The organism is Luteolibacter sp. SL250, assembly GCF_026625605.1.
GTDB lineage: Bacteria > Verrucomicrobiota > Verrucomicrobiia > Verrucomicrobiales > Akkermansiaceae > Luteolibacter.
In genome coordinates this window covers 145,103-169,766 of the sequence record NZ_CP113054.1, presented here as the reverse complement: position 1 = coordinate 169,766, position 24,664 = coordinate 145,103, and the positions used below count along the sequence as shown (strand labels likewise).

Sequence of the window (24,664 nt, the reverse complement as noted above, 5' to 3'; positions counted from 1 at the left end):
ATACCAAGGATTGGAAATCCGAAGGCCCGAGCGAGTCATATTCAACGCAGATTAAGAGGATTAAACGGATTCCGCAGATTAAGAATAAGACGAAATCAGCGAGGGGTAAAAATAGCGCCAGCGGCGAATTGGAATCCGCGGAATCCTTCTTAATCCTTTAATCTGCGCTTAAAGAGGGCCGCCTTTCCCTAACAAGTATCCCCAGGCCTTGACGGTAGTGCCCTTCAGTTCGCTTGGTTTCGCAGGGACAGGTTCGAATGGGGCGGACTGAAGTCCGCGCTCCATCAGAGGTATGATAGATTCCTTGTGCGGATGAGGACACGGCTTAGGCTGGGCGGTGATGGCATTGATCAGTCCGGAGGTGATGGCTTGGCTAGGTATCGCGGGGGTGGCCACCCTCCATGTGCTGGGCCTGGTCCATGTCATCCATGCGGTGATGCACGTGCGCACGTCGCAGGGGACCATCGCGTGGGTGATTTCATTGCTGACGTTCCCCTACGTCGCCATCCCGCTGTACTGGCTGCTGGGACGGACGCGGTTCGAGGGTTACGTGAGGGCGCGCCGGAACGACGACAGCCGGATGAGCCGCCTGGCCGCCTCCATCTATGACAAGCTGGCCATCCGCGAGGTGGAGATCCCGCGGGACGATGCCTTCGCCCGCACCGCACGCTACCTGGGCGGGCTGCCCTTCACGCGCGGGAACTCGCTCAAGCTGCTCATCGACGGAGAGGAAACCTTCGAGGCCATCTTCTCCGCCATCCGGGCGGCGGAGCGGTATGTCTGCGTGAACTTTTACATCGTCAAAAGCGACCGCATCGGCATCAAGTTCCAGCAGCTCCTCATCGAGAAAGCGCGGCAAGGGGTGGACGTCTGGTTCCTGTTCGACGAGATCGGCTCCAGCAAGCTGCCCCGGCGTTACCTGCGGGAGCTGAAGGAGGCGGGGGTGCATTGTGAATCCTTTGGCACGAACCGGATGTGGTACTCCCGGCTGCAGTTGAATTTCCGCAACCACCGGAAGATCGTCGTGATCGACGGCGAGCTTGGCTTCATCGGCGGCATCAATGTGGGGGACGAATACCTCGGGCGGGCGCAGAAGTTCGGGAAATGGCGGGACACGCACCTGATGATGCGCGGCCCCACGGTGGAGGCGCTGCAGCTCGTGTTCCTGCAGGACTGGCACTGGGCGACGGACCATTTCCTGGACCTGACGTGGGAAAAGGAAGTGGAGGACGACGACCAGATCGCCGCGATCATCCCGACCGGCCCGGCGGACGAGCTGGACTCCTGGCAACTGATGGTGGCGGAGGCGGCGAACTCGTCCCGGGAACGGTTGTGGATCGCGTCCCCGTATTTCGTGCCGGATGAGGGGGTGATGACGGCGCTGCAGGCGGCGGCGATCCGTGGGGTGGATGTCCGGATCATGATCCCGAAACGGGCCGACCACCTGCTGGTGTGGCTTTCCGCGTTCACTTACTACGAGCAGTCGATTCCCTTCGGAGTGAAAATTTTCCGCTACCAGACCGGCTTTCTGCACCAGAAAGTGATGCTCATCGACGAACGGCTGGCGGCGGTGGGATCGGCGAACCTGGACAACCGGTCGTTCCGCCTGAATTTCGAAATCATGGCATTTTCTTCGGACAAAAAATTCATCCGGGAAGTGACGGAGATGCTGGAGCAGGACTTCCGGAACTGCGCGGAGGAGACGGTGGAGGACTTCACCCGCAGGCCGTTCCACTTCCGGGTGGGGGCGCGGTTGGCGAAGTTGCTGGCACCGGTGCAGTGAGGAGAAATTTCCGGGGGGTGGCTGAGGAAATCTCTCGCGCCGGGGAAATTCGTGCTAATAGTGCGGATGGAGCCGGGTGCGGATGCGTGTCCGGCTTCCACGCTAAAACCAAAGAAAACAACCGAACCCAAATGAAAGCCACCAACGCACTCGTTGCAGCCGCCGTCGCCGGAGTCCTCGCCGCCGGTTCCAACGTCGTCACCGCCGCCCCTCTCCAGGAGAAGGCCGTCGCCGCTGAGAAGAAAAAGGACGACTGCCCGAACAAGGACAAGAAGGAGAAGGACGACTGCCCCGGCAAAAAGAAAGAGGAGAAGAAGAAGGAAGGCACCCTCATCGCCGGCAAGGACAAGAAGGACAAGGATGACTGCCCCGGCAAGAAGAAGGAAGAAGAGAAGAAGGGCACCATTCTCTGATTTTCACGGAGACCCCGCGGCGCGCCACCGTGCCGCGGGGTTTCTTTTTTCCCGGAACCACCAACAGGGATGAGTGCGTCGAAATTCACCGGCGGAGTGGAGCTTGCCACGGGCATCGGCCTGCGGGTGCCGCACTACCAGCACATCCTTTCTGAGAAACCCGCGGTCGGGTGGTTCGAGATCATTTCGGAAAACTACATGGTGGAGGGCGGGCGCGCGCTGGAGGTTCTGGACATGATCCTGGAGCAGTACCGCGTGGTGCAGCACGGGGTTGGCCTGTATCCGGGAAATGCGGGCGGCGTGAGCAGGGACCACCTGCAGCGGCTGAAGCGGCTGGTCCGCCGGACGAAGACGCCATGGGTGTCCGACCACCTTTGCTGGGGCAGTGTGGATGGCCGCATGAGCCATGACCTGCTGCCCATCCCTTTCACTTTCGAGGCGGCGCGGAAAACGGCGGAGAACCTGAAGATGGTGCAGGACTTCCTGGAAACGCCGCTGGCGATGGAGAACGTGAGCAGCTACGGCGAGTTCAACGGCAACGAGATGACCGAGTGGGAGTTCCTCGCGGAGGTGTGCGAGCTGGCGGACGTCGGCATCCTGCTCGACGTGAACAACATCTACGTTTCCTCCATCAACAACGGGTTCGACCCGCTGGAGTATGTCAATTTCGTGCCGCCGGAGCGGGTGGCGCAGATCCACATCGCGGGGCACTCGCGGTATGAACGGTTCATCGTGGACACGCATGACCACCCGGTGATCGATCCGGTGTGGAAGCTCTATGAACGCGCCATCGAGCGATGCGGGCATGTGGCCACCTTGCTGGAGTGGGACGGGCGGATCCCGTCGTTCGAGGAGGTGTGGACGGAGGCGCGGAAGTCGGAAACATGGCGGGCCTCCGCGATGGAGAAGAGGGGGGATCATGAAGCCGCTTGATGAACTGCAGCGCGAGTTTTTCGCCGCCATCCAGATGCCGCTGCGTGGCACCAGCCGGGAAAGCACTGAACTGACGCCGAACGATGACGGCCATGCTGAGGAGTTCCTGGCCAAGGCACGGGAACTGATGAAGCCGGGCGAGAACCTTTCCTCCGAGGAGCGGCTGGAGCTTTACCACCGACAGTATTGGTTCCGGGTGCTGGACTCCGTGGCTGAGGATTTTCCGGTGCTGCGGAAGATGGCGGGGGAGCAGGTGTTCTGGGACCTGATGGAGGCTTACATGGTGGCCTGTCCGTCCGGCAGTTTCACGCTGCGGCACCTCGGGCGGAAGATGCCGGAGTTCGTCGCGGGCTGGGAGGTGCTGGATGAAACGGAGCGGCGGTGGTTTTCCGCGCTCGCACGGATCGAGTATGCCTACATGGAAATTTTCGAAGCGGCGGACTGGGAGCCGGTCGCGCCGGAAGACCTGGCCACGGCGGTGCTGGGCCTGCAGCCGCATGTCATCCTGCTGGAACTGCCGGTGCCCGCTGACCTGTGCGAGGAATGGGAATCATTCACGCCGGTGGAGGAAGCCGTGACGCGGCTGGCCGTCTGGCGCGGGGAAAACCGCGGGCGGCTCCAGTGCCGTCTGGATGATGTGGAGTACGAGCTGTTGGAGCGGCTGCGGAAGGGCGGCACGCTGGAGGGTGTGTTCGCCGAACCCGCGAGCCGTGAACCGGAGCCGGAGGAAATTTCCGCATGGTTCGCCGCCTGGCAGGCGCGGGGATGGATCGCCACCGCGCCGGAGGGAGATGTGATCGATTTCATGCCAGCGAGGAAGCAGGCGGTGGAGGAGATGGACTGGAACGGCCTCGACAAGATGGGCTCGCAGGCCGTGGCGATGGGGGAGGAGTAAGGAGGGTGGACATTGCGGCAGAGCCGCTATGTCCGCTTCGCTCCCATTCTTGTCCACCGGCGGCATTGGCGAATCATCAAAGATTCACCGCAAAGACGCAAAGGACGCGAAGAATGCGCAAAGATTCCATGTGGACCTCTTCAAGTTCGCATTGCTCGGAGGATTCGCGGTCAGCCTTCTTCTCTTCCCTGAAAACTGAACACTGAAAACTTTTCCTTCTTTTTTGCCAATGCCGCCGGAGGACAGGAGTGCGGGGGAGATATGCCGCTCAGAACTCCGGCGGGCCGTTGAGCTTCTCACATTTCTCGGGCTGGCCTTCGATGAAATCGACGACCTGCTTCTGGGCGCGGAGCTTTTCTTGGAGCTTTGCGACGGGGACGCTGTGAGCGTCACCGTTGCCCTTGGCGGCCATGGAGGCGGCGATGCCCGCGGCGTGGCCGGTGATCATCCACACGCTTTCCAGACGCAGGGTGCAGAAGGCGACATGGGTGTAGCTGGCGGCACCGGGGACCAGCAGGTTGGACGCCTGCGCGGCTTTGGGGATGATGGCGCGGTAGGGGATCTGGTAGGCGTAGCCTAGACGCCAGATGCGGCCTTCGTTGACGAACTCAGTTTCGGAAAGGGCCACACGCTGGACGTGGTGGCTGTCGATGAAATGGCTGCTGATGCCGATGCTGTCTTCCTTCCGCCGTTCATCCTGCACGTCCTGCTGGCGGACGACATACTCGCCGCGCATGCGCCGTGCCTCGCGGACGTAGAGCTGGTAGGGGATGTTGCCGTTGTCCTTGAACTCGTCCATGTGCAGGCCGATGGACTTCGCCTCGTCACGGATGTTGGCGGGCACGGCCTCATCGTTGCGGAGGAAGTGGATCAGCCCGAGCGAGTATTCCATGTGGTCGTCGAAGATCTCCTTTCGCTTTTCATAGGAAGCATCCGCCCATTCGAACTGCCCGCCAAAGTGGCCGAGCGAAAAGATGGCGGCCTGGCGGTTGTTCATCTCGAACTTGCCGTTGCGGCGCTTGTAGGGGTCGATGATGTCCTTGAAAGTGGTCTTCTCCCCGGCGGCGGTGCGTTCCTTCAGCCAGTTGGCGAGGATGGTGTAGCGCTTCGCGTCATACTTCTCCGGCTCCGGAAACGGCACCTGGAGGGCGGGGTCGCGGGCGATGGTGAAGCGGAAGTTGTAGTTCATCGGCGCGGGGTGGGCGTCACCTTCCCTCAGGTTCTTCGCCCATGCGGAGATGCCGGGGAGCAGCTTGCCGTCGGCATCGACGGTCGGGGCCTTGCGCGGCGTCTTGTCAAAGCGGATGCCGGCGGCTTCTTCGCCGAACTCCGACTTCGCCTCACGGCCGATGCGGTAGTCCACTCCGGCGCGCGCCATGAGGTCGCCTTCGTAGCTGGCGTCGATGAACACCTTCGCTGAAATGACGGACCCATCCGTGAGGGTGACGGAGGTGATGCGCGCGCCGTCCTTCGCCACCTTGTCCACCGGGGAGCCGTAGCGGATCTCGATGCCCGCGTTCTTCAGCATGGTGTCATAGACCTGCTGGGCGACGCTGGACTCGAAGTAGTATTCGGGCTTGTCACCCTTGCCGTAGTGTTTGCCCAGCTCGCGGTAGAACTCGTCGGCGAATCCGCCGATGGTCCACTTCAGCATGTGCTCGGACTCGGCGGTGTTGATGCCGCTGGTGGAGAGGCCGCCGACGTGCTTTTCCGGCTCGATGAGGATGACCTTCGCGCCCTCACGGGCGGCGGTGATGGCGGAGGCGATGCCGCAGGGAACACCGCTGTAGACCAGCACGTCGGTCTCCGTTTTCTGCTGGGCGGCTGCGGCCGCGATGCCTGCGGCGGTGAGGAGGGCGAGGGTGTTTCTCATGGGTTTCAGGGTGGGTCAGTCGGGTCTGAGGATGCCGCGCTTGAGTGCTTCGGCGGTGGCTTCGGCCCGGGTGGATACGCCGAGTTTCTGGTAAATCTGATGAAGATGTTGCTTCGCCCCCTCCGCGCTGAAGCCGAGGATGGCGCCGATCTCCTTGTTGGTCAGGCCTTTCGAGACCAGATCCAGCACCTCGAGCTGGCGTGCGGAAAGTCCGGGCTGCTTCGCCCGCTCCGCGGCGAGCCGGGCGATGGGCTGGGGCAGCCAGCGGTTTCCGGCGAGCACGGCGTGGATGGCGGCCAGCAGGTCCGGGCGTTTCGACTCCTTCAGCAGGTAGCCGCGCACCCCGGCCTGGAGGGCGCGGTGGATGTCCTCCTCGCTCTCGAAGGTGGTGAGGATGAGGATGCGCGCGTCCGGAAATTCCCTGAGGATGCGGGCGGCGGCTTCCACGCCGTCGATGCCGGGCATGCGGAGGTCGAGCAGGGCGACATCCGGCCGGGCTTCACGGTAGCGGGTGACGGCTTCCTCGCCGCTCTCCGCGGTGGCGGAGATTTCGATTTCCGGTTCGAGGGAAAGCAGCGTGGTGAGGCCGGCAAGGACGATCGCGTGATCATCCGCGAGCAGGAGGCGGATGCGTTTTTTCATGAATCTTCGGACATCGGTGAGATGGGGACGGTGGCGGTGACGGTGGTGCCGCGGGGAGAGGATCTGATGGTGAAGGTGCCGCCGAGGCGCTGGATGCGGTTGCGCATGGAACTGAGGCCGAAGTGGCCGTCGGTGGGGCCGGGGGCCCGGCTGGGGTCGAAACCGGAACCATCATCCCAGACGCGGAGGAGCACACCACCTTCGTCGGGCAGGAGGGAGACGGTGACCGTTTCCGCACCGCCGTGGCGGATGGCGTTGTGGATGGCTTCCTGACCCACCCGCAGGAGGTGGGAGCGGGTCCTTTCCGGCAGGGCGGGAAGGTGTTCCGGGGCGTCGATGCGAACCTCGCAGGTGTGCTCTGCGGAGACCTCTTCCGCGATGGAGCGGAACGCCCCGCCCAGGTCCTGGTTGAGCAGCACGCTGGGGGTCAGGTCCCAGACGGCCCGGCGGAGATCCTCACGGCTGCGGTCCAGCAGGCGGCGGGCGAGTTCCCGGTGGGAGGTGGCGGTGGTGTCATCCATCGAGTCCGCGATTTCCATCTGCAGCGCCGCACCGGAGAGCGTCTGGGATAGCGTGTCGTGCAGGTCGGCGGCGAGCCTGGACCGTTCTGAGACGAGGAGCTGCGTGTCATGCCTGGCGCGGATCTCCCGGACCAGCATGGCGCTGCGGACGGCCACCCGCCGCCGCAGGGCGACCACCCACAACAGGGACAGGCCGAGGATGAAAAGGATGACGGCGATGACCATGGCCAGCCGTGCGGGCGTCCACCATGGGGGCGCGGAAAGCATCCGGATGTCCGCCATTTCCGCAAGGTGGATCTCCACGCCGTCGAGCCGGATGGCGAACTTGCGGGCGGTCTCCCCGAGCTGGTAGTGGCAGACGCCGGTGACTTCCAGGACCGCCCCCTTCCGGAGATCCTGCGGAATCTGGGTGCCTGCACGCATCAGCACGTCGAACGTGCTGCCGTTCCATTCCAGTTTCAGCATCGGATTGTCGTCCCGCCGGGTGATTTCCATCAGGGAGCCGGTCACGCGCACACGGTGTGCTTCACGGTCAGCCGTGCCGGCCTCCACCTTCAGGCGGCTGATTTCGACTTCCTCCGCTGCGGGCAGCCTGCCTGGTGTGACATTGGAAAACACCGCCTCGTCCAGGAAGATCCGCCCACCTTCCGCAGAGGAAAAACCAGCGACATCCACCTCGTCCCCGACCTGGAAACGCGTCTCTCCGGCGGGGATGGCGCGGATGGCCCCGCCGTTGCCCTGGACAACGACCATTTCACCGGGCCAGTTGAGCGTGACGACGCCGTGGAGCTTTTCCCGGCGGGCGTCGAATCCCTCCGGGTGGGAGGAAACCAGCTTTCCGAATTCCGTGAGGGGGATGTCGGTGGGATTCCGTGTGCCATCCAGCACCTCCACCTGTGCGGCATCATGGACGCCGATGAAGATGGAGTAGGGCTGGAGGTTCACGCTGGTCCAGGCCAGCGCGGTGCCGCGCACGCGCACCCGGGTGTCCGGCGTGAGGCGTGAGATGGTGTCATCATCAAAGCGGGCGATCCTGACGGCAAGGCGCTGGTCCGGCGGGCCGAGGTCGAGGACCAGCCGGTGGGGGTTGAGATCCCGCTCGATGCGGGTGCTGCGGATCACCCCGCTGAACTCGACGTAGGAAAAGACACCCGCCCCGCCGAGCAGGGACTGGGGGGTGACGGGCAGCGGCGCCGGAAGCCCCACGATGGGGCCGGGCTTCATCTGGGTGACGCTGATCCGCGGCGCCGGTGGAGGGTCGATCACCGTGTACCCCTCGATCTCGATCTCCTGCCCGGGTTGCAGGGACTGGGTCATGGGGATGGCGGTCTGCACGTCCGCGATGAAGCCGCCGGTGCTGTCCTGCATGGCGAAGTCATTGAACTCGTCCCCGCGCTTGTAGGTGATGACGCCGCGGATCTTCACCTGCCGGGGCAGCAGCGTCTCCGCGCGGGTCAGCCGATGGAGTTCCTTCGCCTCCGTGATGACCGGCAGCGGTGCCACAGGCTGGGCCTGGAGCGCACCCGCGATGGCGGGGATGACCAGGAAATGGAAGCGGCGGGACATTCGGCGGATGAGATGTTACGTTGCAGGAAAGCGGATGATGACCGGTATTTCACTAACCGTCCGGGCAGTGGACGGGCCCCGGAGGAGGCGGTTTCATTTCTGTGGGCGGAATGAACTTTACCGTTCCTTCGGGCCCGACGGTAAGGCAAAATGATTCCTTTCCGGTCATTCATCCGAAACCCCTGGCTACCACCATCATGAAATCCATCATCCATTTTTCCCCGCTGGCCGCACTGGCTCTCCTCGCCGTTTCCCCCACCGCCCAGGCCGCTGACAACATCGCCACCAACGGTGATTTCGAAAAGGCGGCCGCCGCCGGAGAGTGGCCCGAAGGCTGGGGCAAACCGAAAGCCGGTGGCGAATGGGGCAAGGAAGGGACGAACCGCTTCCTCTCCCTGAAGTCCACCACGCCGGGGGAGATGGTGATGCTGTACCAAGAGTTCAAGATTCCCGCCGGGACGAAGAAGCTGGAGGTCTCCTGGAAGCAGCGCGTGACCGGCCTGAAGCGCGGCGCGCAGCCGTGGTTCGACGTGCGCATCATGCTGGAGTGGGCGAATGCCGACCGGGTGAAGATCTCCGGCAAGCCGAAGGCGCCGAACGTGGCGAAGGACACCACGGGATGGGAGGAGAAGAGCATCACCATCGATGTGCCGGAATACGCGGCGTTCCTCCAGTTCATGCCCAGCCTGTTCCAGGTGGAGGCGGGGACCTTTGATCTGGATGACATCGTGGTGAAAGCCGTCGATGCCCCGGCTGCGGACGGGCAGTGAGGGATGATAAGGCGGACCCTCCATGGCGCTGCCGCGTGATGGAGGGTGCCCGGGCATTGCGCCAGCTTATGGAGTGCGGCGGCCCTCCGCCGCTTTGGGGGTGGATGGCACCTGCCGGACGATGTGGGGGAAACCACCACGTCGCAACTTGCGGATGGCATCTTCACTTTGGGGAACGCCGTGCCCGTGACTGATAGCGGCAGAAGACTGCCGCACTCCATGACGCTGCCGCGTGTGGGGAGGATCCCCCGCGGGGGGCGCCGAAAGATCGCTTGTCGATGCGGGGAAGAACGGATGGCATGGGCCAATCCCATGAAACTCCTGCTCGCTGCCTTTCTGCTGTGCTCGTCGCTCGCCGCATCCGCGCGGGAACTATCCCTGCTGGGGAAAGAGAACCTCGCGGCGTGGTGCATTGTTCCTTTCGATTCGGAGAAACGTGGTCCGGTGGAGCGCGCGGAGATGCTGAACCGGCTGGGCATCACGAAGATGGCCTACGACTGGAGGGCGGAACACCTGCCCACCTTCGACGCGGAGGTGGAGGCGATGAAATCCCACGGCGTCGAGATCAGCGCGTGGTGGATGTCCCGCGGGAAGGACGAGGCGAACCGGCGCATCTTTGACGTCGTCTCCCGCCACCAGATCCACCCGCAGCTCTGGGTGCTGGTCGATGAACCGAAGGTGGACGGCCAGGAGGCGAAGGTGAAGGCGGCGGCGGAACAGATCCGCCCGATCGCGGAGGAAGGGAAGCGGCTGGGCTGCAAGGTCGCGCTCTATAACCACGGCGGCTGGTTCGGCGAGCCGGAGAACCAGCTTGCGGTCATCAGGGAACTGGGGATGGAGAACGTGGGCATCGTCTATAATTTCCACCACGCGCACGGGCATATGGAACGGTTCCCGGAGCTGTTCGCGGCGATGAAGCCGCACCTGCTCGCACTGAACCTGAACGGGATGGTCCGTGATGGTGACAAGGAGGGGAAAAAGATCCTGCCCATCGGTGCGGGGGACCGTGAGCAGGAGATGATCGAGGTGGTGCTGGCCAGCGGCTGGAAAGGCCCGGTGGGCATCTTGTGCCATCTCGACCAGGATGCGGAGGTGATCCTGAAGGGGAACCTCGACGGGCTGGAGAAGGTGCGTGCGGCTCTGGGAAAGGCGGAGTGATTATCCGGTAGCGTCATCCTTTGGTAGCGGAACGGCTGCGCCGTTACGGCTGGGTGGACGGGTGAGGCCTTCCGGTGCCGGTTGGTGATGGATGGCGTCCTTTCCCATGCGGAGTCGTGGGGAGGAGGGTGGATTTCCCTAACCGTCATGGCGCAGCCATGACGCTACCTTTCAGAGGAAGATCCGCCCGAGCTTCGGAGCGACGTGGCCGGAGGCGGTGTAGAGCAGGCCGCGCAGGTTCTCCAGCAGGCGGCGCGCGGCAAGACTGTCACGGCAGAGCGCGCGGATGACGTGGAGATTTCCCGGCAGCGGACCGTGGCCGAGATAGGTGTCATCCCCGCCGAGGGCGTCGAGTTCCGCCGCAGGCCAGTAGTTTGAGAAATCCCCGGCGGCATAGACGGAGAGATAGTGGGCGGCGGGGAACTTCGCCTTCAGTGCTTCCAGGCTGTGGGTGGAGGGATCGAGATCGTAACGCTCGCGGGAAATGAGGGAGTCGTCCACATGCAGGTCCAGTTCCCACCGCAGGTTGCGGTAGGCAAAGACCTCGCCCATCGCCACCCGGCCAGGGGCGATCCAGTCGAACAGCAACAGTGAGGCCTCCGGATGGAGGTGGATGTCCGTCTTCTGGAAATAGCTCGCGCCCGCGTGGGGGATGAACGGCTCCGGAATCCACTCCAGGAAGCCGTCTTTCTCCACCTCGAACCGCTGCAGGTTGTGGGCAGCCTTTCCCGTGCGGGTGGGATAGACGCGGGAGGAGGACGGCGTGCTCAGCACCAGCCGCGCGCCCGCGCCGACGGAGACGTCGCACTCCAGCAGGTCACCGTCGAAGAATCCAGCGGTAGGATTGACGATGGTTTGCACCACGCAGCCCGCATCCAGGTGGGACTTGCTGAGGTGGATGGGCGCGCGGAAGCTCTGGCGGGAGATGTATGGGACGCCGTCCGCCCGCGCCTCGCAGCGGAGCTGGAGGTGGCCGGTGAGGGCGGTGTTGGTGACTGGGAGCATCTTTACGGAGCGCGGACTTCAGTCCGCATCTTTGGTGGGTGGGGCCGTTGCCGGAGAAAGATGCGGACTGAAGTCCGCGCTCCATTCCATGCCGGCGGAGCCCAGAGGCCATTCGGATGGATGTTGGCAAAGCCCTGCCTTCACGGGGTTGTTACGGATGTAGGCGATGGAATTGTAGTAGTGGTCGAAGTCGCGGATGAAGCGATCATGGTAGTAGGGATACCAAAGGGTTCCTGACCTGCCGACCGCCTTGTTGATCCGGGCCGACGAGGCTCCTTTCCATCGTTGCAGGGTGGAACCAAGTGAATGGGATGGGAGCAGTTTGACCAACACATGCACGTGGTTCGGCATGATGCACCATTCGATCAATTTGTAGCTTTCGGTATGCCCGGAGATGAGGATTTCCTGAAGGATGTGTCCGTGATTGCGAAGGATGCAGGAGCCATGGCCTGAATCTTCGTAGCGGGCGATGCGTTTGCGGAGTTCTTTGGCGGCCTGCTCGACGATGGATCGGTCCGGGTGTTCCAGCAGCGAGGCGAGTTCGGCTTTCCAGGAGATGACCACGCTGTCTGGCAGTGCGTCACCCAAGCGGAAGGTGATGGCTTGCAAAGATCCATCGAAATCCCAGTGGGGCAAATAACCCCGGTCATGGATGCCTTTGTGGGACATGGCTTGTTGGAAGCTATCGGTGTGTCGCCGGTGATGGAAGAGGAAGATGCGGACTGAAGTCCGCGCTCCGTCACACGAACAAATACTCGTGCTTCAGCCAGTGGATGAGGTCGTCCTTTCCTTTCTCGGACTTGAGGTCCGCGAAGAGGAAGGGCCGGTCGCCGCGCTGGATCTTCGCGTCGCGGGCCATGACACCGAGGTCCGCGCCGACGTAGGGTGCCAGCTCGGTCTTGTTGATGAGCAGGAGGTCGCTGGTGCGGATGGCGGGGCCACCCTTGCGCGGGATCTTGTCACCTTCGGCGACGTCGATGACGTAGATGTAGGCATCGACCAGCTCGGGTGAAAAGGTGGCGGAGAGGTTGTCGCCGCCGCTCTCGATGAGGATGAGCCGGAGATCCGGGTGGCGGTTCTCCAGATCGACCACGGCGGCCATGTTCATGCTGGTGTCGTCACGGATGGCGGTGTGCGGGCAGCCGCCGGTCTCCACGCCGATGACGCGGTCGGCGGGCAGGACGTTGGCGCGCAGCAGGAACTCGGCGTCCTCGCGGGTGTAGATGTCGTTGGTGATGACGGCGAGGGAGATCTCATCCTTCAGCCACTGGCTGAGGCGGAGGACGCACATGGTCTTTCCGGAGCCGACGGGACCGCCCACGCCGAGGCGGAACGGACGGCGCTTGGTCTCAGGAGATGAAGAGTCGGTGGTTGGCGCGGGCATGGCGGAGTGAGGAGATTTCGAGGAGCGGGTTGAACCAACCGTCGGCGGGTTGGGTGAGGGAGTGGTCGATCTTTTCCCCCAGCTTCGCGAGGGTGTTGCGGGAGATCTTCTGCACCGCGGTCTGGCCGATGCGCATGAGCTTCATGGACGCGGCGGTGAGGCTGGCGACGGTCTGGAAGCCGAATGCGCGCGCGGCCTGCTCCACCGGCAGCGAGGACAGCTCCAGCGCGGTGACGACGAGGTGGTGGCAACGCGGGCTGGCGGCGCGGATTTCCGCGATGAGCGGCGTGGGATCGAGCTGGTGGAGAAGATCGAGCCGCTGGGAGCCGATGCGGCGGGAGGCGTCCCGCAGCTCGTGGGGGATGCGCCAGGCGTCGAGTTCGGTGTCGAGCGCGAGCAGCGCGGGGACATCCCCGGAGACAGCGGCGGCGTGGGCGGTGACGAAGTGCGGAATCTCGAAGGTGAGGAGGTTCGGCAGCACCTGGTTTTCGAGGAATGTCTCCAGGTCGGCCCCGGTCTTCACGACGCCGCACTCCACCAGTTCCTCCAACCCGAAGGAGTGGGCGTAGGAGCCGGAGGGATAGGCGGTGTCATTCGCCTGCAGCAGCCACAGCCATGGGTCAGGGTGCATGGGCCATGGCTTTCATGGGGGTGAAGACGACCTCCGGCTCGGTGAAGGGCCAGCCTTCGCGTTCGAGCAGTTGCTTCATCGCCTCGTCATGGAGGATGCGGATGCAGTCGGGCAGGATCTGCGCGGGCATGTGGAGGTTGCCGGACTTCCAGCCAACGAGCGCGGCCTGCTCCGGGGAGGTGATGGGGATTTCATACACCACCTCCGGGAGCTGGCGGACGATGTAGTCCTTCCCATCCGCATGGTGGATGACGCAGCCGTCGGTCAGGCGCGACTCCAGGTCGAAGCCGAACTCGGTGCCGTCTTCCGCCTCACCGCGCCAGCGGCGCTTGAGGAACTGGCGGCGTTCCGCGGAAAGCGTGATCTGGTCTGCGGGCGGAAGCGAAGAGGCCTCCGTGAGCGGGCGGTGGATGAGATGCACGGGTAGGTTTGTCAGAAAAGAAAGTACCGCTGGGCCAGAGGCAGTTCGGACATCGGTTCGCAGCGGAGTGCCTTCCCGTCGGCGGTGACGGTATAGGTCTCCGGATCGACGGTGATGTCGGGCTGGGCGTTGTTGAACGGAAGGTCCGCCTTGGTGACGGTGCGGCAGCCCTTCACGGCGACCAGACGCTTCTTCAGCCCCAGGTGGTCGAGTCCGCCGTCCTCCAGCGAGCACTGGCTGACGAAGGTGACGGAGGTGGAGTGGATGGCCTTTCCGAACGCGCCGAACTGCGGGCGGTACATCATCGGCTGCGGGGTGGGGATGGAGGCGTTCGGGTCGCCCATGTTGGCCCACGCGATGAGGCCGCCTTTCAGGATGGTCTCCGGCTTCGCGCCGAAGAACGCGGGCTTCCAGACGACGAGGTCCGCGAGCTTGCCCACCTCGATGCTGCCGACCTCATGGGCGATGCCGTGGGTGAGCGCGGGGCAGATGGTGTATTTGGAAACGTAGCGCAGCGCGCGGAAGTTGTCGGCGGCGGGGTGGTCCGCGCTTTCCAGCGGGCCGAACTGGACCTTCATCTTGTGCGCGGTCTGCCAGGTGCGGGTGATGACCTCGCCGATGCGGCCCATGGCCTGGCTGTCGGAAGACATCATGGAGATGGCCCCCAGGTCGTGCAGCAGATCCTCCGCGGCGATGGTCTCCGGGCGGATGCGGCTTTCGGCGAAGGCGACGTCCTCCGGGATGCGGGAGTCCAGGTGGTGGCAGACCATCAGCATGTCCAGGTGCTCGTCGATGGTGTTGACGGTGAACGGACGCGTCGGGTTGGTGGAGGAGGGCAGGACGTTGGACTCCCCGCAGACGCGGATGATGTCCGGTGCGTGGCCGCCACCGGCACCCTCCGAGTGGTAGGTGTGGATGGTGCGTCCGGCGAAGGCGGCGAGCGTGGTTTCAAGGAACCCGGCCTCGTTGAGCGTGTCCGTGTGGATGGCCACCTGGACGTCCAGTTCATCCGCGACGGAAAGGCAGGTGTCGATGGCGGCGGCGGTGGTGCCCCAGTCCTCATGGAGTTTCAGGCCGATGGCGCCGGCCTTCACCTGCTCTCGCAGCGGGTCCATGGAGGAGCAGTTGCCCTTGCCGAGAAAGCCGATGTTGACGGGAAAGGCGTCCGCGGACTCCAGCATGCGGTGGATGTTCCAGATGCCGGGTGAGCAGGTGGTGGCATACGTGCCGTGGGACGGTCCGGTGCCGCCGCCGATGAGGGTGGTGACGCCGCTGGCGATGGCGTGCTCGATCTGCTGCGGACAGATGAAGTGGATGTGCGTGTCGATGCCGCCCGCGGTGATGATGCAGCCTTCCCCGGCGATGACATCCGTGCCCGCGCCGATGACCATGGTGATGCCGTCCTGCAGCAGCGGATTCCCCGCATGGCCGATGCCGGCGATGCGGCCACGCTTGATGCCGATGTCCGCCTTGATGACGCCGTGCGCGGCGTCGAGGATGAGCGCGTTGGTGATGACCAGATCGAGCACCTCTTCATCCGTGGCCAGCGGGTGCTGGGCCATGCCATCCCGGATGACCTTTCCGCCGCCGAATTTCACCTCGTTGCCGTAGCCGCCGTTCTCCGCGATGAGGTCGCGCTCGACCTCGATGAAGATCTCCGTGTCGCCCAGCCGCACCTGGTCGCCCACCGTCGGGCCGAACATGCCGGCGTAGTTCCTGCGTGTCTGTTTCATGGATCGAGCGGTCCGTTGACGAGGTTGTTGAGGCCGTGGACGATCCTCTGCCCGGCGAAGGCGACGAGCGGCACCTCCCGCGTGTCGCCCGGCTCGAAGCGGACGGCGGTGCCGGCGGGGATGTTGAGTCGGAAACCGCGTGCGGCGTCGCGGTCAAAGGCGAGCTGGTCATTCACCTCCATGAAATGGAAATGACTGCCCACCTGCACGGGGCGGTCGCCGGTGTTGGCGACGGCGAGGGTCTTCGTGGCCAGGCCGGGATTGAGATCCAAGTCGGGAGCGCCTGCCGGGGTGATGATTTCTCCGGGGATCATCGTACGGGGTTGTGGACGGTGACGAGCTTGGTGCCATCCGGGAAGGTGGCCTCCACCTGGATGTCGTGGATCATTTCCGGGATGCCTTCCATGACCTCGTCGCGCTTCACCAGGGTGGTGCCGTAGCTCATGAGTTCGGCCACGGACTTCCCGTCGCGGGCGCCTTCGAAGATCTCCGCGGTGATGAGGGCGATGACCTCCGGGTAGTTCAGCTTCACCCCGCGGTCGCGCCTGCGCCGGGCGAGATCCGCGGCGACGACGACCAGCAGTTTCTCCTGTTCGCGCGGTGAGAGGTGCATCAGATCGCGTGGATGAGGGATGCGGTGCCCGCGGCGAGCAGGGCGGCCCCGGCGATGCGCGGCACCAGCGGCTGGCGGAGGCGGGAGGTAGCGGCGTGCAGCAGGACACCCACGGCGACCAGCATGCCCGTGCCGAGGATGAAGCCGGTGGCATACGGCAGGAAGGGTGCGCCCGCGGCGGCCTCCGCGCCATGGGCGAAGCCATGGACGGCACCTGCCAGGCACAGGGCGACGGCTAGCGGCGCGGCTTTCAGGTATCTGCCGATGAGGACGGCGGCACCGGCGGCCAGCAGCGTGCAGGAAAGGGCGATCTCCAGGAACGCACCGCCCTGCAGGCCGCGTCCGGTCCATGCGCCGATGGCCAGCGCGGCCAGGAAGGCGGAGGGTAGCGCGGCTTTCGCCTTGGGAAAGGAAAAGATCAGCCACCCGGCGGCCACTGCCAGCAGCAGGTGGTCCATGCCCGTCGCGGGGTGCAGCAGCCCTGCGGTGAAGGCGTCGAACTCATCCTCTTCCCCCGGCGGGTGGTAGTGGCCGGGGTGGGCGGAGGCGATGGCCGGGAGAAGCCCGAGCACGCCCGCACTGGCGGCGGCGAAGCTCCGGGATGGGGAAAATTTCAGCGGGTTCATGGAACGGACTGACAACCATGAGCATGGCACATGCCAAGGATGGCCGATTCTGCGGCGGGGGCTCCATCGATACGCTGGCCTGCGCCCCTCCCGTCACTTCGACATGCCGGAGATGGTGGAGAAGATGGCGTTGATCATCAGGTAGGCCATGGTGCCGATGAGGCCGGCCATGATGATGAGGACGGTGGGCATGATGAGCGCCATGATGCGCTGCAGGTCCTTGTCCAACTCCTTGTCGTAGCGTTCCGCGGCGCGGCGCAGGGAGAGGTCGATCTTTCCGGTCTGCTCGCCGACGGCGATCATGTCGATGAGCAGCGGCGGGAACGCGCCGGAGCGGATCATCGACTTGGAAAAGGAACGTCCGTCGCCCACCTGGTCGATGACGGTGTTCAGGTAGCCGCGCAGGGAGCGGTTCTGGGTGGCGTCCCGGGACAGCTCCAGCGCCCGGTGGAGGGGCAGGCCGTTGCCGACAAGGTTGGCCATGGTTTCCAGGAACTGGACGTAGAAGCGGCTGGAAATGACCGGCCCGACGAGCGGCAGTTGCAGCTTGATGCGGTCCCACGCCGGCTTGTTCGCCTCGTTGTCCTTCCACGCCTTGAAGAAAATGCCCAGGGCGATCATGGCGATGATCATGACCAGCCACCACTTTTTGAGGAAATCCGCGGCGCCGATGAGGATGACCGCGCCGATGGGGATCTTTCCGCCCGGGGTGCTCTCGATCAGCTCCGTGAGCTGCGGGATGAGGATGGTGACGAAGACGATGGACACGCCGATGCCGGCGAGGACGAGGAAGGCGGGGTAGATCATCGCCAGGATGAGCCGCGCCTGGAGTTCCGCCAGCGTCTTCAGATAATGGGCCTGCCGCTTCAGGATGTCATCCAGCGCGCCGGATGCCTCCCCTGCGGCGGCGAGAGAGCAGTAGAGCGGGCCGAAGGAAGGGCTGGCCTTCTTCAGCGCCACGGAGAAGTTCACACCGTCCCGGACGATCTGGCGGATCTTGAAGGAAACAGCCTTCAGGTTGCCCAGCTCCTGGCGTCCTTCCATCGACTTCAGGGCGGGTTCCAGTTGCAGGCCCGCGCCCAGCATGTCGGACAGTTCCTCGGTGAAGAGGATGACCTCCTGGCGCTTCAGCTTCACCGGGCCGTCGGGGATCTTTTCCTCCTCGGCCGCCTTCGCGGCGGGCTGGCGCAGGGCGGGTGCCTCCTCCTTCGCTTTCTTTCCTTTCGCCTTGGCGGCGGCGGGAGCGGCGGCGGCGGACTCCCGCAGGTTCACCGGTTGCAGGCCCTTCTTGTCCAGCAGGCGCAGCGCCTCCGGACGGTCGGTCGCATCGATCTCGCCGGTGGTGACGGATCCGTTGGCGGCAAGGGCTTTGTAGGAGAAGACGGGCATGTGCCGGTTGGGGGCTATTCGTTAAGGGTTATCGGCGGTTCGGGTTCAAGGAGTCTTGGGCTTCGAGAAAACCAACGAAAAGTTTCCGTGAGCTTCGTGAGCCATGGTGACGATCAGATACTGCATCGAATCTTGGCGATAAATCTTTGAAGCCCGATTGCCATCATTGGTGATTGAAAAGGCTTTGGCACTGTCCGCTGTCGCACTCGTCAGGTGCGCCACATAAACGGCATCGGTCCGATCTGTTCCAACGGTCTCTTCATACTTCCATCCCTTTTGCTCCCACTTTGCGATCTCCCGGGAGACGTTGTTCCTGGAGTTGCAACCCACGGATACCAACGCGACGATGGCCGACGCCGCAGACTGGATAGAGGGTCTCATTTTCATATGAAGAGATAACTTACTCCGCTCCGCCGAGGTCGGAGGAAGTGACGGAGATGACCTCCTCGATGGTGGTGTCCCCCTGCATCACCTTGTGCCAGCCGTAGCTGCGCATGGGGATGTAGCCGTCACGCACGGCTTGGGCGCGCAGGTCATTCGACGGCGCGCTGTGGGCGACCAGCTCCTGCATCTGCTGGGTGAGGAGGATGACTTCGTAAATGGCCAGCCGTCCCGCGAAGCCGGTGGCGCGGCAGCGGTCGCAGCCGCCCGGGCGGGCGCTGTAGGCCTGGCCGTGGAGACCCAACGGGATGCCCAGCTCCTGGCGGTCCTCGTCGGACACCTCGCGCGGCAGCTTGCAGTTCGGGCACAGGCGGCGGACCAGACGCTGGGCGAGGAAGGCACGGACAGCGGCGGAAACGAGGAACGGCTCCACGCCCATGTCCACCAGACGGGAAATGCCGCCGAGCGCGTCGTTCGTGTGCAGGGTGGAGAAAACCAGGTGACCGGTGAGGGACGCCCGGATGGCGATCTCCGCCGTCTCCAGGTCCCGGATCTCCCCGATCATGACGATGTTCGGGTCCGCCCGCAGGATGGACCGCAGCGCGGTGGCGAAGGTCAGGCCGATCTCCGACTTCACGGCGATCTGCATCACCCCGGTGAGCTTGTTTTCCACCGGGTCCTCCACCGTGACGATCCGCCGCTCCGGGTGGTTCACCTCGCTGAGGAAGGAGTAAAGGGAGGTCGATTTACCGGAACCCGTGGGACCGGTGATGAGGATGATGCCGTTGGGCAGGTGCAGCAGTTGCTCGATCTTGCGCCGCACGAACGGCTCCATGCCCAGCTTCTCCAGGTTGAACTTCTGCTGGTTGAGCAGACGCAGGGAAACGCTCTCCCCCTCCACCGTCGGCACCGTCGCCACCCGGACGTCGATGGTCTGCCCCTCGAACTGGAGGTTGATCCGGCCGTCCTGAGGGATGCGCCGCTCCGCGATGTCCAGCCGCGACATGATCTTCAGACGGGCGATCACGGAACTCTGCAGCGCCTTGATGTTCTCCGGCACCGTCACCTCGATCAGCCGTCCGTCGATGCGGTAGCGGATGCGCAGGTTGTTGGCCAGCGGCTCCACGTGGATGTCCGTCGCGCGCTGGTCCAGCGCCTCCCGGATGATCTGGTTGACGAACTTGACCACGCTGGCCTCCTCGTCGTCGTCATTGTCGATGACGTTCGCCTCGTCCTCGTTGTCGGTGATGTTGTCGTAGTCGAAGTCCCGGCCCTCCAGGATCTGCTCGAACGTGTCCGCACCCACCCCATAGAGGCGGCGCAGCGCCTCGTGCAGCCGCCGCCGGGACGCCATGCACCAGTCGATGGGCAGGTCCAGCTCCTGCGCCACCGCCTGCCGGGCGACGAGGTTGAAAGGATCGAAAGTCGCCAGTTTCAACCGCCGGTGGAGGCCCTCCCCCGTGATCTCCACGGGCAGCAGCCGGTGCCGCAGGGCGATCCTCGGGCCGCACGCCTCCCGCAGCGGCAGCGTCACCTCCGCGGTGGGGATGCTGTCCAACCACTCGATCCCCAGCTCCCGCGCCAGTTCCCCCAGGTATTTTTCCTCATCCACCAGTCCCGCATCCAGCACATCGTCAATCGGGGAACGCTGGCGCTGAACGGCTTCCTTCAGCACCTCCGCGAGGGCGGGCAGGTCGTCGCAACCGGTGCGGCGGGCGGGTTCGATCAAAAGCTGGCTCATGCGGTGGATGCAGTCTCACCTGAAACGCCGCCGGGATGCAACCTTGTCGGTGGAATGTGGGGGGAGGGTCGGTTCCCTGGAACTGGGACCGCGGGATTCATCCCGCTTGGCTTCGTGAGGGTAGCGGGATGGCTGCGCCATCACGGCGGGGTGGACGGGTGCGGCCCTCCGGCTCCGGTCCACCATGGACGGCATCTTTCCCATGCGGTGCCGTCGAGAACGGGTGGATTCCCCCAACCGTCATGGCGCAGCCATGCCGCTTCCCCGCGGCCCGATTCTCCGGGGCGGGATGAATTGCCTACGGCCATCCGGTTTCGCTTCGCGCCAAAGGAAGCTCGTTGCCACTCGCTCTGGATTCCGCGGTCCCAGTGGGTCAAATACGGCTCACTCCTCCGGCAGCTCCGCACTCTCGATGCGGGAAAGCTCCTCCGGGGTGAAGGCGAAGCGGTGGTTCATCTTGGTGAAGCGGGCTTCGCTGCGGGTGCGGGCGTCGTCCATCCATGCCTGGCCCATGTGGGAGTTCGCGTTCATGCGGCTGGCGGCCCGCTGTTGTCCCACCATGCCGACCAGATCCTCCCTCGGCAGGGAGGCCATGACGTCCAGCCGGGTGTCCTCGCCGACATCGCTGTAGTTGAAGGCGGACAGAAATCCGGTTCTGGCGCTGCCTTCCAGCTTGCCGAGGGTGGCGATGATGGTGTCACGGTCCCGGGTGCTGTAGGCGAGGCTTTCCGCGACCTTCGCCCTTTCGTTCTCGGGCAGTTCCTGCAAGCGGCTGACGGTCCATTCCGCGCCGGCGCTTTCGCCCAGCTTGGAGACCGCACCAAGAGCGACGGCGGAAAGCGCGTTCGACCGTTTGCTTTTATCGCCGAGATCCTCCGCCGATTTCAAGGCGGCCCATAGTTCATCCGGATCCCTGCCAGCCCATTGTATCAGCAGGCAGAACAGGTGCCTGGAACCGGGCAACCCTTTCGCGGCGGCGGCGAAGTCGAAATCATCGGCGTAGCCGGTCCGGAGCACGTCGGAATACCCCAGGTCCTCCACGGACGCGATGTCCTGGATGACTTGGAGGAACTCCCCGGCGCTGCGGCTGATGGCCCCGGTGACGGCGGCCTGGGAAATCATGTCCGTCCGCTGGTCGGGATAGTCGCGGCGGAAATCCTTCAACCATGGACCGGCGGTGGCGGGGTCAGTCCGCACGGCGAGGAGCAGGGCCTTTTCAAAAATGACCTGCCTGCCCGGTCCTTCCTCCAGGGACGCGGCCCACTCCAGCACGCCGTTTCCCAGACGGTCGTGCAGTTCCCCGATGACGGAAACAAGCAGGTCCCGCCGGGTGTCAGGGGAACCGCCCGCCTGCGATGCGGACCGCACCTCCTCCTCCGCCCTCATGGCGAGTTCCTTCAACGCGGGCACACCCAGCCGGGCCAGCTCCCCGGCGTGTCCTCCGGGGTCACGCCGGGCTTGGGCGAGCCGCTGGCGCAGTTGCTCCACGTCATTCGCGGCGGCCTGCTGGTGGGACGTGCCGGTGCCGGAGTTGCGGGATTCACGCGGCGGCGGGGCTTTTCCCACAGGCCCGGAGGCGGTGTCGGTGTTGAGGGAACGCCCGGCCAGCACCCCGGCGGCCAGCAGGGCGATGGCGGCGGCGGATTTCAGGATGGGCTTCATGGCGCGTCGCGGGTCTGGAGATGGGTGATGATGGCTTCCACCCGTGCGGGCCCGGCACCCCAGTCGCGCAGCTTTCCGCGCAGAGTCTCCCGGTCGGCGGCTTTGAATCCCCTGGCGTGCGTCCGCAGCGTCCGTGGGCTTTGTTCCAGGGTCTCCAGAAAGCGCAGCCGCTCCTCCGGCTCCGCGATGTCCTCCACCGGTCCCAAGCCCTCCGACAGCCTGCCGGTGAACATGCCCTGCGCGATGCGTGTGCGGATTTCCTCCCGCACCTGTGGATCATCCGCGCCGTCCATCAGGGTCAACCGGTCGGTGACCGTGATGCGGTGGGTCTTGTTCTCGAAGGCATCCAGAAAGGCCGCCCGCTGCTCCGTCGAGAGACCGTCCATCTTCGATCCCAGCCAGCGCGCCGTTTCCCGGTTGACGTCCTGCGTGGGGCTCAGCGTGACCATCAGCCCGGCGGCTCCGTTTTGCTCCAGCGTCCATGCGAACGCGGCGTCCCGGTCCGCCTTGAACCATGATCGCATCATCTCATCCCGGAAGTAGAGTGGCAGTCCGGTGATGGGCGGTCCGCCGAGAAACTCCGCGAAGGAGAACCCCTCCGGCGGGGTGAATCCGGCCCTCATGAAATGGTCCAGCAGCCCTTCCTGCCCCAGCCGCTCCAGGGTCGCGCGGAATGGTCCCACGCCTCCGGCGGCGGCGGCTGAGATATGCTTCGTGAGGATCGCCTTCGTGTCGCGTCGGCTGGTGATGTCCGGATGCTTGTTCAGGAAACGCAGCAGGTCCTCCCCGCGTCCGTCCGGCCAGCGTTCCGCCAGATACCACGAAAGCTGCGGCTGCCAGCGGTTGTCCTGGGTGCTGAACCACGCCAGCCCGGCATCGAAGTCCCGCCGCAGGTATTCCCGGAAAATTTCTCCGCGCAGGCCGCCGCCGCCAGCCAGCAGGGAGTCCAGGTCATCCGTCGTCGCATCCAGCACGGCGAGCACCTCCGCATCCGTCCAGTCCGACATGGCCCGGTGCTCCACGGAGCCGTCCGCCGCCGCCTTTTCCGCACGCTCCAGCAGCGCGGCGATGAACGCGTCCATGTCGCGGATCTCGCCGTCCGCCCGCTGCGGCCTGTCCGGCCTGACCCGGTCCACCTTCCGCTTTTCCGCGGCCTGTTGGCTGCGCGGGTCATCCGCCTGCGCGCCGCCGCGTACGGACAGCCATCCGCCCACCAAGCCGATGGCCAGGCATGCGGGGAACAGGACGGACGTCTTCACGGGAAACACGGTTCCCTCCCACCTATCAGCCCGCCGGGTGCGGGGAAAGAGGTTTGTGGGTCTGGGCAATGTAGCGGAAGTCGTGAAACCTCCGGCTGGGGGGAAGTCCATGGAAAACCGGAGCTTGGTTTGCGAGGGGATCGACGCCCTGCCGAATCTCTCACGAGGTTCGCTACCCCGCTAAGCACGCTCGATCCTCCGTCCGCGCGGCAGCGTCATGGAGTGCGGCAGTCTCTGCCGCTATCAATCGTGGGTGGGATTTCCGCCGATACAAAGACTCCGTCCGCACTCCCGTGGCCGCATCATTTTCCTGGTAGCGGTCTCCACCTCAAAGCGGCGGAGGGCCGCCGCACTCCATGACGCTGCCGCGACGGTGGCATTTCCACCCGCCTTCTCTTCATTCCAACGTTCGATGTTGGGCGTTCGATGTTCGATGTTCACCGCCTCCTTCGTCTCCGCAGGCAGAGCGGCGCGGCGAGGGCCAGCAAGGCGGCGGCGGTGGGTTCCGGGATGGCGACCATGTTGATGGCGATGTCCTGGATGCGGATGGCGTTGGCGGAGTTCTGGGCCTCGAAGTAAAAGCCCACCTCTGTCACGTTCTGGATCATGCCGCCGCTGACGATGGAGACGGCGGTGGTGGGGCTGTTGGGGTCGATGGTGGTCGCCGGGTCGTAGGCGAAGTAGCTGAGGGTGGTGAGGTTCGGCGTGGTGACGTCGCCCAGTGCGGTGTAGACCCTTTCGGAGATGTAGTAGGTGGTGCCCTGGCGGAGCACGATGCGGCCGCTGTCCGCCGTCTGGTTGGCGTAGATGACGTTGTTCAGGCGGAGGGATGAGGTGGAGTCAAAGCCGACGTTGCCGGTGTTCAGGCCGTTGAGGAAATTTTCCTGCCGGAACAGGATCAGGAAGCCGGTGTTGTTGACGGCGTCGGACGTTTTCAGCTCGATGCGGTCCAAGTCGCCGTTGTTCAGGATGCGGTAGTTCGCGTTGCCTGAGGTGCCGGAAAAGACTTGCATGCGCCCGTGGATGACGGGGCCGGTGTAGTTGGCCGCCGGGCTGATCTGGAGGGGATCACCACCGGGGGTGAAGCCGCCTTCCTGGAGCGTCTGGCTGCCGTTGGCATTCGTCACGTAATTTCCACCAAAGGCCACGGCGAGGGTGGCGGCGGAAAGTGGACCGGCCAGAAGGACGGCCGCCGAACCGACAAGGGGGAGGAATGGGTTCATTCGGGGAAGGATATCCCACGGATCGCGGGACTCCAGCCGAAA

General features: G+C 64.6%; 24 protein-coding genes. 6 read left to right on the top strand and 18 right to left on the bottom strand.

Going from position 1 to position 24,664, the window contains the following annotated elements:
* The first annotated feature begins 340 nt into the window (after positions 1 to 340).
* From cls to OVA24_RS00800, 4 genes are all read left to right on the top strand, one after another.
* Positions 341 to 1,783, top strand: coding sequence for a cardiolipin synthase (gene cls / locus OVA24_RS00815; RefSeq protein WP_267672536.1), 1,443 nt, complete (start codon positions 341 to 343; stop codon positions 1,781 to 1,783).
* Between the two features lie 131 nt (positions 1,784 to 1,914).
* A complete protein-coding gene (locus OVA24_RS00810; RefSeq protein ID WP_267672534.1) occupies positions 1,915 to 2,196 on the top strand; it encodes a hypothetical protein in 282 nt (93 codons plus the stop codon).
* 69 nt (positions 2,197 to 2,265) lie between these two features.
* Positions 2,266 to 3,129, top strand: a complete 864-nt coding sequence (locus tag OVA24_RS00805) for an MNIO family bufferin maturase (protein WP_267672532.1) — start codon at positions 2,266 to 2,268, stop codon at positions 3,127 to 3,129.
* Complete coding sequence (locus OVA24_RS00800) at positions 3,116 to 4,024, top strand: HvfC/BufC N-terminal domain-containing protein (protein WP_267672530.1); 909 nt, start codon at positions 3,116 to 3,118, stop codon at positions 4,022 to 4,024. Before OVA24_RS00805 ends, OVA24_RS00800 begins: the two co-directional genes overlap by 14 nt.
* A gap of 268 nt (positions 4,025 to 4,292) precedes the next feature.
* On the opposite strand, the gene OVA24_RS00795 is transcribed toward OVA24_RS00800, so the two are convergent.
* From OVA24_RS00795 to OVA24_RS00785, 3 genes are read right to left on the bottom strand one after another with little or no spacing between them, the layout of a single operon-like run.
* Entirely contained in the window at positions 4,293 to 5,897 is a 1,605-nt protein-coding gene (locus tag OVA24_RS00795) for an FAD-dependent oxidoreductase (protein ID WP_267672528.1), read from the bottom strand.
* A gap of 15 nt (positions 5,898 to 5,912) precedes the next feature.
* Positions 5,913 to 6,539 (bottom strand): response regulator transcription factor, encoded by a 627-nt coding sequence (locus OVA24_RS00790; protein WP_267672526.1) that lies wholly within the window; start codon positions 6,537 to 6,539, stop codon positions 5,913 to 5,915.
* Complete coding sequence (locus OVA24_RS00785) at positions 6,536 to 8,626, bottom strand: sensor histidine kinase (RefSeq protein WP_267672524.1); 2,091 nt, start codon at positions 8,624 to 8,626, stop codon at positions 6,536 to 6,538. Before OVA24_RS00785 ends, OVA24_RS00790 begins: the two co-directional genes overlap by 4 nt.
* 197 nt (positions 8,627 to 8,823) lie before the next feature.
* Here OVA24_RS00785 and OVA24_RS00780 point away from each other — a divergent pair, with 197 nt between their 5' ends.
* Both OVA24_RS00780 and OVA24_RS00775 read left to right on the top strand, forming a co-directional pair.
* Positions 8,824 to 9,396 (top strand): hypothetical protein, encoded by a 573-nt coding sequence (locus OVA24_RS00780; RefSeq protein ID WP_267672522.1) that lies wholly within the window; start codon positions 8,824 to 8,826, stop codon positions 9,394 to 9,396.
* A 312-nt stretch (positions 9,397 to 9,708) separates the two neighbouring features.
* Positions 9,709 to 10,554 carry a sugar phosphate isomerase/epimerase family protein gene (locus OVA24_RS00775; RefSeq protein ID WP_267672520.1) on the top strand — a complete coding sequence of 282 codons (846 nt, stop codon included), beginning with the start codon at positions 9,709 to 9,711 and terminating at the stop codon, positions 10,552 to 10,554.
* Between the two features lie 171 nt (positions 10,555 to 10,725).
* Here OVA24_RS00775 and OVA24_RS00770 read toward each other — a convergent pair whose 3' ends face one another.
* The 15 genes from OVA24_RS00770 to OVA24_RS00700 all read right to left on the bottom strand — a co-directional run bounded on the left by OVA24_RS00770 (position 10,726) and on the right by OVA24_RS00700 (position 24,622).
* Positions 10,726 to 11,559 carry an urease accessory protein UreD gene (locus OVA24_RS00770; protein WP_267672518.1) on the bottom strand — a complete coding sequence of 278 codons (834 nt, stop codon included), beginning with the start codon at positions 11,557 to 11,559 and terminating at the stop codon, positions 10,726 to 10,728.
* An 18-nt stretch (positions 11,560 to 11,577) separates the two neighbouring features.
* On the bottom strand, positions 11,578 to 12,228 hold the full coding sequence (locus OVA24_RS00765; protein WP_267672516.1) for an REP-associated tyrosine transposase: 651 nt from the start codon (positions 12,226 to 12,228) through the stop codon (positions 11,578 to 11,580).
* Positions 12,229 to 12,298: 70 nt separating this feature from the next.
* A complete protein-coding gene (ureG, locus tag OVA24_RS00760; RefSeq protein ID WP_267672514.1) occupies positions 12,299 to 12,943 on the bottom strand; it encodes an urease accessory protein UreG in 645 nt (214 codons plus the stop codon).
* Positions 12,909 to 13,574: an urease accessory protein UreF gene (locus OVA24_RS00755; RefSeq protein ID WP_267672512.1), complete on the bottom strand. Its 666-nt coding sequence runs from the start codon at positions 13,572 to 13,574 to the stop codon at positions 12,909 to 12,911. Before OVA24_RS00755 ends, ureG begins: the two co-directional genes overlap by 35 nt.
* Complete coding sequence (locus OVA24_RS00750) at positions 13,564 to 13,995, bottom strand: urease accessory protein UreE (protein ID WP_267672510.1); 432 nt, start codon at positions 13,993 to 13,995, stop codon at positions 13,564 to 13,566. Before OVA24_RS00750 ends, OVA24_RS00755 begins: the two co-directional genes overlap by 11 nt.
* Positions 13,996 to 14,006: 11 nt before the next feature.
* Complete coding sequence (gene ureC, locus OVA24_RS00745) at positions 14,007 to 15,728, bottom strand: urease subunit alpha (protein ID WP_267672509.1); 1,722 nt, start codon at positions 15,726 to 15,728, stop codon at positions 14,007 to 14,009.
* Positions 15,725 to 16,042, bottom strand: coding sequence for an urease subunit beta (locus tag OVA24_RS00740; protein ID WP_267672507.1), 318 nt, complete (start codon positions 16,040 to 16,042; stop codon positions 15,725 to 15,727). Before OVA24_RS00740 ends, ureC begins: the two co-directional genes overlap by 4 nt.
* Positions 16,039 to 16,341 (bottom strand): urease subunit gamma, encoded by a 303-nt coding sequence (locus OVA24_RS00735; RefSeq protein ID WP_267672505.1) that lies wholly within the window; start codon positions 16,339 to 16,341, stop codon positions 16,039 to 16,041. The genes OVA24_RS00740 and OVA24_RS00735 overlap by 4 nt, the downstream gene beginning before the upstream one ends.
* Complete coding sequence (locus tag OVA24_RS00730) at positions 16,341 to 16,967, bottom strand: HupE/UreJ family protein (RefSeq protein ID WP_267672503.1); 627 nt, start codon at positions 16,965 to 16,967, stop codon at positions 16,341 to 16,343. The genes OVA24_RS00735 and OVA24_RS00730 overlap by 1 nt, the downstream gene beginning before the upstream one ends.
* 93 nt (positions 16,968 to 17,060) lie before the next feature.
* The gene (locus OVA24_RS00725; protein ID WP_267672500.1) at positions 17,061 to 18,356 is read right to left on the bottom strand and encodes a type II secretion system F family protein; all 1,296 of its coding nucleotides are present in this window, start codon (positions 18,354 to 18,356) and stop codon (positions 17,061 to 17,063) included.
* A 45-nt stretch (positions 18,357 to 18,401) separates the two neighbouring features.
* Positions 18,402 to 18,737 carry a hypothetical protein gene (locus tag OVA24_RS00720; RefSeq protein ID WP_267672499.1) on the bottom strand — a complete coding sequence of 112 codons (336 nt, stop codon included), beginning with the start codon at positions 18,735 to 18,737 and terminating at the stop codon, positions 18,402 to 18,404.
* 19 nt (positions 18,738 to 18,756) lie between these two features.
* A complete protein-coding gene (locus OVA24_RS00715; RefSeq protein ID WP_267672497.1) occupies positions 18,757 to 20,478 on the bottom strand; it encodes a GspE/PulE family protein in 1,722 nt (573 codons plus the stop codon).
* A 384-nt stretch (positions 20,479 to 20,862) separates the two neighbouring features.
* Entirely contained in the window at positions 20,863 to 22,140 is a 1,278-nt protein-coding gene (locus tag OVA24_RS00710; RefSeq protein ID WP_267672495.1) for a hypothetical protein, read from the bottom strand.
* On the bottom strand, positions 22,137 to 23,399 hold the full coding sequence (locus OVA24_RS00705; protein ID WP_267672493.1) for a hypothetical protein: 1,263 nt from the start codon (positions 23,397 to 23,399) through the stop codon (positions 22,137 to 22,139). The genes OVA24_RS00710 and OVA24_RS00705 overlap by 4 nt, the downstream gene beginning before the upstream one ends.
* 437 nt (positions 23,400 to 23,836) lie before the next feature.
* Positions 23,837 to 24,622 (bottom strand): PEP-CTERM sorting domain-containing protein, encoded by a 786-nt coding sequence (locus tag OVA24_RS00700; RefSeq protein WP_267672491.1) that lies wholly within the window; start codon positions 24,620 to 24,622, stop codon positions 23,837 to 23,839.
* Between the last annotated feature and the right edge of the window lie 42 nt (positions 24,623 to 24,664).